This window comes from Streptomyces sp. NRRL F-5123, from assembly GCF_000721495.1.
Taxonomy (GTDB): Bacteria; Actinomycetota; Actinomycetes; order Streptomycetales; family Streptomycetaceae; genus Actinacidiphila.
Map to the genome: position 1 here is coordinate 35,655 of NZ_JOHY01000039.1, position 13,083 is coordinate 48,737.

At 74.5% G+C, this 13,083-nt stretch carries 12 protein-coding genes; 5 read left to right on the forward strand and 7 right to left on the reverse strand.

Translation table 11 applies throughout. The annotated features are described in order from the left end of the window. Positions 1 to 4: 4 nt before the first annotated feature. Both IH54_RS0126470 and IH54_RS0126475 read right to left on the reverse strand, forming a co-directional pair. Positions 5 to 745: an ABC transporter permease gene (locus tag IH54_RS0126470; RefSeq protein WP_031521387.1), complete on the reverse strand. Its 741-nt coding sequence runs from the start codon at positions 743 to 745 to the stop codon at positions 5 to 7. Further along, the gene (locus tag IH54_RS0126475) at positions 742 to 1,737 is read right to left on the reverse strand and encodes an ABC transporter ATP-binding protein (protein ID WP_031521389.1); all 996 of its coding nucleotides are present in this window, start codon (positions 1,735 to 1,737) and stop codon (positions 742 to 744) included. The genes IH54_RS0126470 and IH54_RS0126475 overlap by 4 nt, the downstream gene beginning before the upstream one ends. A gap of 765 nt (positions 1,738 to 2,502) precedes the next feature. Between IH54_RS0126475 and IH54_RS0126485 the strand changes: the two genes are divergently transcribed. Together IH54_RS0126485 and IH54_RS0126490 are read left to right on the forward strand one after the other, a co-directional pair. Continuing rightward, a complete protein-coding gene (locus tag IH54_RS0126485) occupies positions 2,503 to 5,451 on the forward strand; it encodes a SpoIIE family protein phosphatase (RefSeq protein ID WP_031521391.1) in 2,949 nt (982 codons plus the stop codon). A gap of 122 nt (positions 5,452 to 5,573) precedes the next feature. Then, the gene (locus IH54_RS0126490; RefSeq protein WP_031521393.1) at positions 5,574 to 5,903 is read left to right on the forward strand and encodes a nuclear transport factor 2 family protein; all 330 of its coding nucleotides are present in this window, start codon (positions 5,574 to 5,576) and stop codon (positions 5,901 to 5,903) included. Between the two features lie 104 nt (positions 5,904 to 6,007). Here IH54_RS0126490 and IH54_RS0126500 read toward each other — a convergent pair whose 3' ends face one another. Continuing rightward, entirely contained in the window at positions 6,008 to 6,418 is a 411-nt protein-coding gene (locus tag IH54_RS0126500; protein ID WP_031521396.1) for a hypothetical protein, read from the reverse strand. Between the two features lie 26 nt (positions 6,419 to 6,444). Here IH54_RS0126500 and IH54_RS0126505 point away from each other — a divergent pair, with 26 nt between their 5' ends. Further along, positions 6,445 to 7,065, forward strand: a complete 621-nt coding sequence (locus IH54_RS0126505; RefSeq protein ID WP_031521398.1) for a response regulator transcription factor — start codon at positions 6,445 to 6,447, stop codon at positions 7,063 to 7,065. Positions 7,066 to 7,640: 575 nt separating this feature from the next. On the opposite strand, the gene IH54_RS44740 is transcribed toward IH54_RS0126505, so the two are convergent. Continuing rightward, positions 7,641 to 8,465 carry a transglutaminase-like domain-containing protein gene (locus IH54_RS44740; protein ID WP_031521401.1) on the reverse strand — a complete coding sequence of 275 codons (825 nt, stop codon included), beginning with the start codon at positions 8,463 to 8,465 and terminating at the stop codon, positions 7,641 to 7,643. Beyond that, positions 8,462 to 9,439: a GNAT family N-acetyltransferase gene (locus tag IH54_RS44745; protein ID WP_031521404.1), complete on the reverse strand. Its 978-nt coding sequence runs from the start codon at positions 9,437 to 9,439 to the stop codon at positions 8,462 to 8,464. The genes IH54_RS44740 and IH54_RS44745 overlap by 4 nt, the downstream gene beginning before the upstream one ends. A gap of 107 nt (positions 9,440 to 9,546) precedes the next feature. On the opposite strand from IH54_RS44745, the gene fdxA reads away from it, so the two are divergent. Both fdxA and dapC read left to right on the forward strand, forming a co-directional pair. Beyond that, entirely contained in the window at positions 9,547 to 9,867 is a 321-nt protein-coding gene (gene fdxA, locus IH54_RS0126520; RefSeq protein WP_019058397.1) for a ferredoxin, read from the forward strand. A 144-nt stretch (positions 9,868 to 10,011) separates the two neighbouring features. Beyond that, entirely contained in the window at positions 10,012 to 11,112 is a 1,101-nt protein-coding gene (dapC, locus tag IH54_RS0126525; protein WP_031521408.1) for a succinyldiaminopimelate transaminase, read from the forward strand. Positions 11,113 to 11,172: 60 nt separating this feature from the next. Here the strand turns inward: dapC and IH54_RS0126530 are convergent, their stop codons facing one another. Both IH54_RS0126530 and IH54_RS0126535 read right to left on the reverse strand, forming a co-directional pair. Then, complete coding sequence (locus tag IH54_RS0126530) at positions 11,173 to 11,601, reverse strand: hypothetical protein (RefSeq protein WP_031521410.1); 429 nt, start codon at positions 11,599 to 11,601, stop codon at positions 11,173 to 11,175. 291 nt (positions 11,602 to 11,892) lie between these two features. Further along, a complete protein-coding gene (locus IH54_RS0126535) occupies positions 11,893 to 12,828 on the reverse strand; it encodes a hypothetical protein (RefSeq protein ID WP_031521412.1) in 936 nt (311 codons plus the stop codon). Positions 12,829 to 13,083: the final 255 nt, after the last annotated feature.

The following is a 13,083-nucleotide window of genomic DNA, read 5'->3' on the forward strand; positions in this document are numbered from 1 at the left end:
GCCGTCACGCCTTCCGGGTGTCCTTGCGGTACAGCCAGGCGGCCGTGCCCGCGAAGAGCAGCAGGTAGACGACCAGCACCGTGACGTCCTTGGCGTGCGGGGCGTCGCCGAACTCGATGGACTGGCCCAGCGCCGCGTACGCCCGGCCCGGCAGATAGCCGGCGACGGTGCGCAGCCAGTGCGGGAAGGTCGTGAAGGGCACCCACAGGCCGCCCAGCATCGCGAGCGCGAAGTAGCACAGCATCGAGACCGGCCGGGCGACGTCCGTCGTGGCGACGTAGCCGATCGCGACGCCCAGCGCCGCGAAGACCATGCTGCCCGCCCAGACGCTCGCCAGGAGTGCCACCCACTGCCACGCGTCCAGCGACACGCCCTTCACCGCCGCGCCAAGCACCAGCACGATCAGGATCGACGGCAGGCTCACGGTGGCCGCCGAGGCGATCTTCGCCGTGACGTAGCCGCGGCCCGGCAGCGCGGTGAGCCGCAGCTGCCGCACCCAGCCCTTCTCGCGCTCGCGGGCGATGCGCTCGGCATTGCCCATCAGCACCGCGGTCATCGCGCCGAAGGCGGCCATCGCGACCATGTAGTACGCGACCACGGTCAGGTCGGAGCCGTCCAGCTTCTTGTGCTTGTCCGCGCCCGCCGTGATGATCAGGAAGAGGAAGCCGGGGTAGAGCACCGAGAAGAACATGAACTTGCGGTTGCGCAATGTACGCAGGATTTCCAGCTTGACCAGGGTCTTCATCGGGCGTCCGCCTCCCCGGCGGGCAGCGCGCCGGCGTCGTCGCGCGCGGCGTCCGCCGCGTCGGTGATGGCCAGGAAGGCCTGCTCCAGGCCGAGCCCGGAGACCTCCAGGTTGCGCGGGTAGAGGCCGAGGCCGTAGAGCGCGTGCACGGTGGCGTCCGCGTCGTCGGAGCGGATGCGGACGGTCGGGCCGGTGATGTCCAGACCCACCAGATGCGGCAGGGCGCGCAACGCGGCCTCGTCGATCGTCCCTTCGAGGTCGAAGGTCACCCGGCGGGCGCCGGCCCGCGCCTTGATCTCCGCCGCGGTGCCGTCCGCGATCAGCCGCCCCTGGTGCAGCACCAGCACGCGGTCGGCGATCGCGTCGGCCTCCTCCAGGTAGTGCGTGGCGAAGAGCACCGTGCGGCCCTCCTCCACCTGCCCGCGCATGGTCGCCCAGAACGCCTGCCGGGCGCTGACGTCCATGCCCACGGTCGGCTCGTCCAGCACGATCAGGTCGTTCGCCCCGGCGGTGGCCAGCGCGAAGCGCACCCGCTGCTCCTGACCGCCCGACAGCTTGTCGACCATGCGGGACGCGATGTCCGTGACGCCCGCCGAGGCCAGCACCTGCTCCACCGGATACGCCTTCGGATGCAGGTCGCACGCGAGCCCCACCAGCTCGCGCACCGTCACCTCCTCCATGAGCCCGCCGCTCTGCAGCATGGCCCCGACCCGGCCGGCCTCGATGGCCTGCGCCGGCGTCGTCCCGAAGACCCGCACCCGGCCGCCGTCGGCGTTCTTCAGCCCGAGCAGCAGGTCGAGCGCGGTGGACTTCCCCGCGCCGTTCGGCCCGAGCAGCGCCACCGTCTCTCCGGGGTACAGCTCCAGGCTCAGCTCCGCCACGGCGCGCACGGCCCCGTAGCTCTTGTCCACCGACACGAACTCCACGGCGGGCCGCCCCGCCTCCCGGGGCTCCGCCGCCGTGCCGTCCGTCGTGGTCGCCGTCGTTCTCATACCTCCACCCTGCCGCGCCGGGCGGTCGGCTCGGCAGTGCCGTGGGTCGTATCTTCCGCATGACAGATGTCATACGGGGGGTGTACGGGGCGGGGCCCGGCGTACCGCGGGCGGTGTCGGGGCCGTGCGGTGGCGGCCCGCGCGCGGTGTGGGTCGGCCCCGGGGCTCGGGGAGCCGCGGGGCCGGGTGGGGGGCGGGCCCGTACGGGCCCCTTGCGGAGGGCGGGTCAGGCGAACGGGAACCAGCCGGCGCGGAGCGTGGCGGATGCCTCGGAGCTGCCCGGAGCCATGACGTCGGGGGTCTTCATTGTCGGCGTACCTTCCCATGCCTCGCTGTTCTGGCGGGGAGACCGCCGGATGACGGCGGCTCGCCCGGGCACATCATAGGTCCGCCGAGCGCGGGTGATCATGGTCGCCCCCGCGCGGACCAGCCCCTACCGCCGCGCGAGGCGGCCGACTTGGCGGGCCGGTGACGGGCGGTCCGGCGGGCGGCCGGGTGCGGCGAACGGCGTAAGAATGGCGGAAGAGTGAACGAAAGCGGCTGAAGCGGGGCAGATCAGCCAGGACGACCAGGAAGCACGGCGGACGCGAGGCTGGTGATGCGCTGATGGTTCCGGCACCGGACGGTGGTCCAGGCCAAGGGACCCCCGACGGCTGGGATCCCGGTGGTCCCGGCACAGGAGGTTCCCGGGCCGGCGGTGACGGCGGGCCGGGAAAGGCTCATTCCGGCGGCGACGGGTCCGGCGCGTGCGATGCCCGCGACCTCGTGCGGATCCGGCTGGTGGAGGCGGTCGAAGGGCACGGTGAGGCCGAACTCCTGCGGCTGGCACTGCAGCAGGCCGTCGGCGCGCTCGGCGGCTACGGCGGGCTCGTCCATATGGCCGGGGCCGAGGGGCTGCTGCGGCTGGTGGCCGCCAACGGGCTGCCCGGCCCGGCCGTCCACCGCTGGGAGGAGCTGTCCTCGCGGGCCTCCACCGCCCCCGCGCTCGCCGTGACCCGTGGCACGGTGTGCTGGTCGACCCGCAGGCCGCCCGCCCGCGGTGAGGCGCCCGCCGCCGCGCCCGTCGGCCCGCCGGGCCTGGACCGCCCCGCGAGGGCCGGCGACCGGCCGCCCTCCTCCACGGGGCCCGCCGACGCCGGTGAGGAGGCCGTGGCGGAGCTGCCCGGCGGGATGGTGGCCGCGCCCGTCATGGTCGGCGGTATCCCCGTCGGCACCCTCGCCGTCCTCACCGGCGAGCCACCGGACGCCGCCGCCCAGGACTTCCTGGCCCGGCTCGCCCGCACGGTCGGCGAGCGGCTGCCGCACACCCGCCGGCGGTTCGGCGGGGCCGGCCCGTGGTGGCAGGAGCCCGCCGGGGTGCGCGAGCAGGTCGTGCAGCAGATCAGGGTCGGCACCTGGAGCTGGGACCTGGCGACCGGCCGGCTGGACGTCGACGACACGGCCGAGGACCTGCTCCCGGCCGCCGGTCTGGACCCGGACACCTGGGACCACCGGATCGAGACGTGGATGGCGCGCGTCCACCCCGACGACCGGCCGGGCGTGCAGGAGTCCGTGGCGACGGCGCTGGCCGGACGGCAGCCGTACGCCGTCGAATACCGCGTCGTCGGTGCGGACGGCGAGGTCAGCTGGGTGGAGCTGCGGGCGGTTTTCGAGTACGACGGGACCGGCCGGGCCGTCCGGCTGGCCGGCACCGTCTGGGACGTGACGGCCCGGCGCAGCAAACTCACCTGGCTCGCCGGACTCTTCGAACGGCACCCCGACCCCATCCATGTGCTGGACGCCGACGACCGCGTCGAGTGGGCCAACCGGGCCGCCCGCGCGCTGGGCCAGGGCGGGGGCGCGAAAGTTCTCGGGCAGATCCCGTGGGAGACCGTGCCCGACATCGCCGACCAGGGCAGGCCGATGCTCGCCGCGGCCCGCGCCGCCCCCGGCAAGGCCGTGTCGACCGAGCTGACGTACGAGGGCCCGAAGGGCGAACGGGTCTCCTGGCTGGTGCGGGCGGTGGACGTCGGCGGCTTCGTCGCCACCCAGATGGCCGACGTCACCGAGCAGAAGGCGGCCGAGACGGCACGGGCCGAGCGCACCCGCCGGATGATCGAGCTGAACGCGGCGCTGATCCGCGCGCTCGACACCGGGGACGTCATCGAGGTGCTCGTCCGGCACCTCCTGCCGATGGTCGCCGCCGAGGGCCTCATCGTGCTCGACCTGACCGGGCCCGCGCCCCGGCTCGTCGCCGTGACGGGCTACTCCGCGGACTACAGCGCCGAGCTGGAGGCGCCCGGGATGCTGCAGCGCATCGCCGACGTCGTCGGCAGCGCCGGGCCGCGGTATTTCTCCACCCCGGAGGAGATGGAGGCCGAGCTGCCGAGCGTGGCCGCCCGTGCCCGGCAGGGCGGCAAGCGCGCGTGGGCGACGCTGCCGCTGGTCGTCAACGACCGCCGTGTCGGCGCGTGCGTCATCAGCTGGTCCGCCCCGCACGAATTCCCGGACGACGAGCGCTCGCTGCTCGGCACGATCGCCGTCGTCATCGCCCAGTCGCTGGCCAACGCCCGGCAGTACGAGGACGCCCGGCACCGCGCCGAACGCCTCCAGGCGGAACTGCTGCCCGGCGGCCTGCCGCACACCGTCGGTGTCCGCGCCAAGGCCCGCTACCGGCTCGCGGAGGGCGAGGAGGTCGGCGGCGACTGGTACGACACGATCGCGCTGCCCGGCGGCCGCAGCCTCGCCGTCATCGGCGACATCCGCGGCCACGGCCTCGAACAGGCCATCGCCATGGGCATCCTCCGGCACGCCGCCCTTGCCGTCGCCTCGCTCGACCTGCCCGTCGACGAGGTCATGGCCCACCTCAACGACGCCGCCGGCCGCCTCGGCCCGCTCACCGCGACCTGCATGCTGGTGCTCTACGACGCCACCACCGGCGCCTGCCGCTTCGCCTCCGCCGGCCACCCGCCGCCCGTCCTGCTGACCCCCGGCGGCGAGGCCCACGAGATGGACCTGCCCAGCGGGCAGCCGCTCGGCCAGGCGTCGGTGCCCGCGCCCGTCATGCACACCCCGCTGCCCGAGGGCAGCGTCCTGGTCCTCTACAGCGACGGCCTGCTGGACGGCGACCCGCGCGACACCGGGCCGCTCACCGACCTCGTCACCCGCTACGGCGCCACCGTCCCGCTGCCGCAGGAGGAGGAGCGCCGCGACGCGTGGCTCGACACGCTGTGCGACACGATCGGCGGCCATCTGCCCTCGGCGCCGCACCGGGACGACGACGCGGCGCTCATGGCCCTCGCCCTGGGCCGCGTCCCCGCCGAGCGGGTCGCCGTGTGGGACCTGCCGTTCGCGCCCGAGACCGCCGGCCGCGGCCGCGCGCTGGCCGCCGAGCGGATCGCCGCGTGGGGGCTCGACGACCTCACCGACACGGCCACGCTCGTGGTGAGCGAGCTGATCGGCAACGCGGTACGGCACGCCGTCGGCATCGGCACGGACGTCGCCGACGACACGGCGGGCCATATGCGGCTGCGGCTGCTGCACCTCGCCGAAGAGGGCACACCAGCGGTCACCTGCGAGGTCTACGACGGCTCGCAGGCCACCCCGCGGGTGCGGCACCCGCTGCTCGACGACGAGTTCGGCCGCGGGCTGCAACTCGTCGCGGTCACGGCCCGGCGGTGGGGGACGCGGTACACCGAGGGCGGCAAGTGCATCTGGGCGACGGTGGCGGGGTGAGCGGCGCCCGCCGGGTGGACCTGCCCGGCAAGGTGCGCGGGGCGGGGCGACTGGCCCGGTTCCGGCCGCGGCCCCACCTGATCGGCGGGCGCCGGACAGGGCCCGCCGTTCGTTGGCAGGACATGACGCACGCTCCCCTCCCCGTCCCCGTCGCCGCGGCCCTGGAGGCCGCCAACGCCGGCGCCACCGAGGACTTCCTGGCCGCCTTCGCCGAGGACGGCGCCGTTGACGACTGGGGCCGCGAATTCCGCGGCCACGACGCGATCCGCGCCTGGAGCGACGCCGAGTTCATCGGCAAGCAGGTCCGGCTCGACGTCACCGGCTGCCACCGTACGGACGGCGACACGATCACCGTCAGCGCACAGGTCGGCGGCAACGGCTACAACGGCCCGTCCGACTTCGCCTTCACCGTCTCCGGGGATCGGGTGAGCCTCATGAAGATCACTGGTTGAACAGGTCGTCGGCGGTGTGGTCGATGCAGTTGGCCGCGATCTCCAGCATCTCGTAGGGCGTGCCGTCGTCGTCGACGGCCCCCGTGGTGCGGGTCACGAACACCTCACCAGTCGTTGCTGGTGAGGTGGCTCTCGTCCGAGCCGCCGGTCGTGGCGGTTTTCCAGCCCGCCGCGGTGAGCGACGAGACGACGCGCTCGCGGGTCTTCGGACGGTCCTTGCGCGCCTCGTACACGCGGAGGAAACCGGAGACGCAGGGGCGGATGGCGTCGTCCCTCTCGGTCGCCGGCAGGTGCGCCGCCGTGAGGGCCTGCCGCATCTGTGCGGACACCTTGTCGGTGAGGGCGGCGGCGGGTTCGGCGGACGCGCTCGCGCTCGGGGTCGCGCTCGGGGCGGCCGCGGTGCGGCTCGGTGCGGGCGAGGCCGCGTCGTCGTCGCTGCCGTTGCCGCCCCCGCAGGCGCTGAGCAGGAAGAACGCGGGTGTCGCCGCTGCGGCGAGGGCGGTGCGGGTTCTCATCGGCGCAGCTCATTAGGCTGGCGGCCATGACCGACGCGCGGCCCGTACGGGTGCTCCTCGCTGACGACCAGTCAATGGTCAGGGAGGCGCTGGCGACGCTCCTGGGGCTTGAGGACGACATCGAGGTCGTCGCCCAGGTGTCCCGCGGCGACCAGGTGCTCGGCGCGGCGAAGTCGGCGGCGCCGGACGTGGCACTGCTCGACATCGAGATGCCCGGCATGACCGGCATCGAGGCCGCCGCGCAGATCCGGGCGCAGTGCCCGGGGGTGAAGGTCGTCATCGTCACGACCTTCGGCCGTCCCGGCTACCTGCGGCGGGCCATGGAGTCCGGTGCGGACGCCTTCCTCGTCAAGGACGCGCCCGCGTCGGAGCTGGCCGACGCGGTGCGGCGGGTCCTGCGGGGGGAGCGGGTCATCGATCCCACGCTGGCCGCGGCGGCGCTCGCGGAGGGGGCGGATCCGCTGACGCCGCGGGAGCGTGACGTCTTGTCCGCGGCGGCGGACGGCGCGGTCAACGCGGAGGTCGCGCGGCGGTTGGGGTTGTCGGAGGGGACGGTGCGGAATTATCTCTCGACGGCGATCCGGAAGACGGGGGCGCGGAATCGGGCGGAGGCGGTGCGGATAGCCCGCGAGAAGGGGTGGCTCTGAGCTGCGCCCCGGGGTGCCTCTTGCGGTGGTGCCCGCGACCTTCCCGCCGTGGGGGCTTGTCGCGCCGTTCTCCCCCAGAGCTTCGCCTGGGAGGTGCCCCCACGCGCCCCTGTTTGTTACCCGGCGGGGCATCGCGCCCTTGTTTCGGTGGGTGGGGTCGGGTGCCACTCCGGGGGTACCTCCTCGGAATGCGCGTTCGCCCTCTTCCGTAGTGGTTGAGGGGCTGGAAGCGCATTCCTGCGGGGGCACCCCCGGATCGTCCCCCTCCCGGGGTCTCGTCGGCGGCTGTCTGCCGGTGGGGGTGGGGGCGGGTGGGGCGGATCGTTCCCCGCCCGGGGGCTCGTGGGCGGCTGCCTGCCGGTGGGGGGTGACCGTCTCCCTCCTGGCGTCTCGCGTGCGGCTGCCCCGCCGGTGGGGGTGATGTCCACGGGACTGCCGTTCGCCCCCGACGGGGAATGCGCCCCGCAGGTGGGCAGAAAGCCGACGTCCTCCTCGCGCACGGGTGGTGGGGGTGGAAAACAGCCGCGCCGCCAGGCGCGGGAAACCCCCAACGGCGGGGAGCCGGAAGCGCACCGTCAGTTCAGGTGGGCCCGCGCGGCACGTGCCTGGTGGTGGAGGGTCTGCGCGGTTTCGGGGTCGAAGGCGCCGATGACCTCGGCGTAGGCGTCGAGTTCGGCGGCGCCGCCGAGGAAGTCGCCCATGGTCACGAGGAGTTTGGCGCGCTCGTAGCGGAGTTTGGCGGGGTGGCGGGGGAGGAGGAGGGTGAGGTCCAGGGCCCAGAGCTGGACGGCGCGGCGTTCGGGCCGGGGGGCGGCCCATACGCGGATGTTGCCGAGGACGCGCTGGATGATGTCGAGCGGATCGGCGGGGGCGTACGTGCCCGTGCCGCCGCCCGCGAGGGCTTCCGCGTCGGAGACGGACATGGGGCGGCCGAAGTCGAAGGGGTCGACGAGCACGTGCTCGCCGTCCGGCTCGCCGATGCCGACGACGAAGTGGCCGGGGAGGGCGACGCCGTAGACGGGCGCCCCGGCCCGGCGGGCGACCTCGATCCAGACGACCGACAGGAGGATGGGCAGGCCGCGGCGGCGGCGCAGGACCTCCTGGAGGAGGGAGGATTCGAGCCGTCGGTAGTCGGCGGGGGTGCCGTGGAAGCCGTGGCCGCGGCCGAGGACGCGGTGCAGGGCCTGCGCCCAGGCGAGAGGGGTGTGCGGGCCGGCGGGCAGGAGCCCGGCGAGGCGGTCGAGTTCGATCTGGGCGAGGTCCGCGGCGGTGCCGTCGAGGGCGGGGTCGGCGCGGGCCCCGACGAGCAGGCACAGCTCGGCGAGGTCGGGCCGGCCGTCCCGGGCGGCCGCCGCGAACCGTTCGGCGGGGGGCTCGGGTTCCGGCTGCTCGGAGGTCATGCCGCGGGCCGCCGGTAGTGGTAGCCGTGGTGGTCGGTGAAGCCGAGGCCGTCGTAGAGGCGGCGGGCGCCGTCGTTGTCGGCCTCGACCTGGAGGTACGCGGCGGTGGCGCCCTCTTCCGCGGCGCGCCGGGCGAGGGCGCCCATGACGGCGGTGGCCAGGCCCTTGCGGCGGTGTTCCGGTATGACCTCGACGGCGCCGAAGAGCACCCAGGGGCCTTCGACGACGGCGCGCCCGATCGCGCCCTGCGTGCTTGCGAACCACACGGACGGCCCTCCGGAGACTACCCGGAGGGCGACGTCGGCGAGGTCCCCGGTGCGGTGGTAGGTGGCGAGCCAGTCGGCGTCAGGGGTGCGGGTCAGGGTGATCTCGGTGGCGGCGCGCGGCAGCCGGGTGAGGGGCGCGAGCGGCGCCGTCCGCACGAGTGTGTCGGCCTCGCGCACCCAGCCACGCGCGTCCAGCCCCGCCGCGTAGGGGGAGGAGTCGGGCAGCTGGAGGTAGGGGGTCGTGCCCCGCTCGCCGTACCAGCGCACGACGGCGGCGAGCGCGTCGTCCAGCGGCATGCCCGGATCGCCGCCCGCGAGGACCGAGTTGGCGCGCCGGGTGAAGCCCCCGGCGGCGCGCAGTGTCCAGCCGCCGAGCGCGGCGGTCTCGGTCGCGGGCCAGGCCCGGGAGGCGACGGCCTCCAGGTCGCCGTCGCTCACGGCGGGGACCGCGGCGGCGCGGCGCGGCGGTGCGGGCGGTACGACCTTGCCGGCGACGAGCGCGGATTCGGTGATCGGCACCGTCATGCCGTCCCTGCGCGTGATGTTCACCACCCCCTCATTCCAGGATGCGAGAACACCGACCGTATCGGTGAACGTAGGATGCCCGTCGACGATCTCCGTCAACTGCCGCACCGAGACACGTTTTCCCACGTCAGCGGGGGTGATCCGGACTTCGAGTCGCGCTCCGGCCGAGAAATCCGCTGGCATGCGTGGCCCTCCTGTTCGGTTCGTGCTCCGGAACGGAGATACTAGGTGCGGGCATCGACGACGCCGCGCTCCCGCGCGAGACAGCCCTACCGAGGAGGAACGAAAGCGTGACCTACGTCATCGCGCAGCCTTGTGTCGACGTCAAGGACAAGGCGTGCATCGAAGAGTGCCCGGTCGACTGCATCTACGAGGGCTCCCGCTCCTTGTACATCCACCCGGACGAGTGTGTCGACTGCGGCGCGTGCGAGCCGGTCTGCCCCGTGGAGGCGATCTTCTACGAGGACGACACTCCGGAGGAGTGGAAGGACTACTACAAGGCGAACGTCGAGTTCTTCGACGAGCTGGGCTCGCCCGGCGGCGCGTCGAAGCTCGGTCTGATCGAGCGTGACCACCCGTTCGTCGCCGCGCTCCCGCCGCAGAACCAGTAGCGGGCGCCGCACCACCGGCGTCTGACGCGCCGGGGAGGACGCCACCGCCCGACGGCGTCCTCCGCCGCGGCCCCGTACGCCTCTGTGCCGTACGGGGCCGCGGTGTTTCGACCGGTTGGTACCAGCGAGAGTTGTGAGCAGCACGTGAGTATTTCCGCCCGACTGCCGGTCTTCCCCTGGGATCGGCTGGAGCCGTACAAGGCGGCCGCGGCCGCGCATCCCGACGGCGCCGTCGACCTCTCGGTGGGCACCCCGGTCGACCCGGTGCCCGACGTCATCCGGCAGGCCCTGGTCGCCGCCGCCGACAGCCCCGGCTACCCGCTCACCTACGGCACCGCGGAACTGCGCGCCGCAGCCGCGGGCTACCTGCGCGACCGGCACGGCGTCACGGGCGCCGACCCGCGCGCGGTGCTGCCGCTCATCGGCTCCAAGGAACTCGTCGGCTGGCTCCCCACGCTGCTCGACCTGCGCGAGGGCGACACCGTCGGCTACCCGCAGCTGGCCTACCCCACGTACGAGATCGGCGCGCTGCTGGCGCGCGCCGCGGCCGTCACGTACGACGACCCGGTGACCGACCTCGACCCCGCCGGGCTGCGGCTGCTGTGGCTCAACAGCCCCTCCAACCCCACCGGGCGGGTGCTGGGCGCCGCGGAGCTGCGCCGGATCGTGGACTGGGCGCGCGGGCACGGGGTGCTCGTGGTGTCCGACGAGTGCTACATCGAGCTGGGCTGGGAGGGTGAACCGCCCGTCTCGGTGCTGCACCCGGACGTGTGCGGGGACAGCCACGAGGGGCTCGTCGCCGTCCACTCGCTGTCCAAGCGCTCCAACTTCGCGGGCTACCGCGGGGCCTTCCTCGCGGGCGACGCGGCCGTGGTCGCCGAGCTGCTCGCGGTGCGCAAGCACGCCGGGATGATCGTGCCGCAGCCCGTGCAGGCCGCGATGATCGCGGCGCTCGGCGACCGCGCGCACGCCGTCGAGCAGAAGGAGCGCTACGCCCGCCGCCGCACCGCGCTGCGCGCCGCGCTGGAGTCCGCGGGCTTCCGCATCGAGCACAGCGAGGCCAGCCTCTACCTGTGGGCGACCCGCGGTGAGAACTGCTGGGAGACGGTCGCCGACCTGGCCAAGCACGGCATCCTCGTCGCCCCCGGCGAGTTCTACGGCCCGGCCGGCGCGGAGTTCGTCCGCGTCGCCCTGACGGCCACCGACGAGCGCGTGGCCGCCGCCGTGGCCCGCCTCGGGGGCTGACCCCCGAACACGCACGAGGGGCCCGGGAGCCCGCGCTCCCGGGCCCCTTCGCCGCGTGTGTCAGCCCGTCGGGAGGGCCTTGAGCGGGAGTTCGTCGGTGGGGAGGGCGCCGGTGTCCGGCAGGGTGCCCGCGACCGGCAGCGACTCGGTCGTCGCGCCGACGACCCGGCCCGCCGCGTCGGTGGCCTGCGCGGCGCCCTGCCGGGCGACCGGAGCCGCGGCCGTCCCCGTCGTGCCGACGAGCCGGGCGGTCGCCGGGAGGGCGGTGTGAACGGCCTGGCCGCCGCCGTGGGCGGCGAGGCCGGCGGCCGACTGCGAGGTGTGGCCGACGGCCGAACCCAGCTCCGCGCCGTCCAGGGCGGTCGGACCGCCCACCCCGGCCTGCTGGGGCGCGGCGGCGTGCGCGGCGCCCGCACCGATCAGGGGTGCGGCGGCGGCGCCGAGCAGCAGCGCGGCCTGGGCGATCCGGCGCGTCAGGGGGAGGGACATGGTGCTCCTTGCGGGTGGGGTCCGGCGGTGGGCCGGAAGGACGCCGTGCCTATCGGCGGACGGGCCCGCGAAGTTGCGGCTTTCATGGGTAAAGAGTGCGTAATGCGTCGGATAATAAGCTTGCGGGGAAGTGCCCCTGACGGCCGATTGGTATGACCGGTCCGTGCCCCGGAAAACGTCCTGAGCCCGCGTTTTCGAGGGCTCCGGGAGGGCCGCCCGCCCGCTCCGGCAGCCCCTTTCGCGGCGAGTGGCCCGCATCCGCGGAAACCCCCGCCCGGGTGACGGCCCGTACTACTGCGCGACGGTGATCCGTACGAGGCCCCGGTCCGTGGCCCCGGCCTTCTTCGCGTCCTCCGCGGAGACCTTCTGCCAGCCCTTGCCCGACTGCGCCGCCTGCCACCGCACGCCGCCGAACCACACCTCGGCGAGTTTCAGGTCCGGCGCGTGGGCCACCGACCACTGCGCCAGCTGCCACCCGCGCTGTACGGTGCCGGCCGCCGTGCCGCCGCTCGCCGTGGCCGCCGGAACGGTCACCGACACGGCCGGCTTCCCCGCCGCCGCGGGCCGCACCCGGGCGCCGAACTCGCGCTTCAGCTCGGCCGTCACCGCTGCCGTGCTGCCCGGCGCGCCGCCCGCGCTGTCCTCCCGGTCCGCGCCCGTCGTGCAGCTCAGTGCGCTGCCCTTGCGGCCCACCAGCGCCGCCGCGAGCAGCGTCGCGTCCTCCTCGTGCTGGGCGTACGCCTCCGGGTAGCCGCTGCGCTGCACCTTCTGCGCCGCGACGGTCAGCGGGAGGTCCTGGTAGCCGTGGATCTTGACCAGGCTCTTGTAGAAGGCGGTCGAGGAGTACACCGGGTCGAGGATCTGGCGCGCGGTGCCCCAGCCCTGCGACGGGCGCTGCTGGAAGAGGCCGAGGGAATCGCGGTCGCCGTGGTCCAGGTTGTCCAGCCGGGACTCCTGGAGGGCCGTCGCGAGGGCTATGGCGACCGCCCGCTCGGGCAGCTCACGGGCCGCCGCGACCGCGGCGATGGTCGCGGCGTTCGCCGCCTGGGACTGCGTGAGGATGAGGGTGCTGTCGTCCACCAGGACCTTGCAGCCGGCTGCTTCCGGTTGCTTGGTGCGTCCGTGGAGGACCACGTACGCGGCTGCCGCCAGCACCAGCAGCGCGACGAGCGTGCTCAGGACGCGGCGGCGCGTTCGGCGGCCCTGACGGGCGTCTGACGTGCTCACGCGCCGGAGCCTACCGGCTCCGGCGGGTCCCTTTGAGGCTCCGCGCCCCACCGCGCGGCCGGGCCCCGCACCCCGGGCTGCCCCCGGAGATGCTTCGCGCGATCGTCCGCGCGATCCGGCTGGTCGCGCAGTTCTCCCCCAGCGCTTCGCCTGGGAGGTGCCCCCACGCGCCCCTGGGTGGTTGCCCTCTGCGCGCGGGGCGAGCGTTTTTCAGGGGCGCGGGGAACTGCGCGCCCGGCCTCCACCGGCGGGAAG

Excerpts from the sequence above, each read along its gene's own strand:
- IH54_RS0126490 (WP_031521393.1), top strand. The coding sequence starts at position 5,574 with ATGACGCACGCTCCCCTCCCCGTCCCCGTCGCCGCGGCCCTGGAGGCC.
- IH54_RS0126530 (WP_031521410.1), bottom strand. The coding sequence starts at position 11,601 with ATGTCCCTCCCCCTGACGCGCCGGATCGCCCAGGCCGCGCTGCTGCTC.
- IH54_RS0126470 (WP_031521387.1), bottom strand. The coding sequence starts at position 745 with ATGAAGACCCTGGTCAAGCTGGAAATCCTGCGTACATTGCGCAACCGC.
- IH54_RS0126500 (WP_031521396.1), bottom strand. The coding sequence starts at position 6,418 with ATGAGAACCCGCACCGCCCTCGCCGCAGCGGCGACACCCGCGTTCTTC.
- IH54_RS44740 (WP_031521401.1), bottom strand. The coding sequence starts at position 8,465 with ATGACCTCCGAGCAGCCGGAACCCGAGCCCCCCGCCGAACGGTTCGCG.
- IH54_RS0126505 (WP_031521398.1), top strand. The coding sequence starts at position 6,445 with ATGACCGACGCGCGGCCCGTACGGGTGCTCCTCGCTGACGACCAGTCA.
- IH54_RS44745 (WP_031521404.1), bottom strand. The coding sequence starts at position 9,439 with ATGCCAGCGGATTTCTCGGCCGGAGCGCGACTCGAAGTCCGGATCACC.
- IH54_RS0126475 (WP_031521389.1), bottom strand. The coding sequence starts at position 1,737 with ATGAGAACGACGGCGACCACGACGGACGGCACGGCGGCGGAGCCCCGG.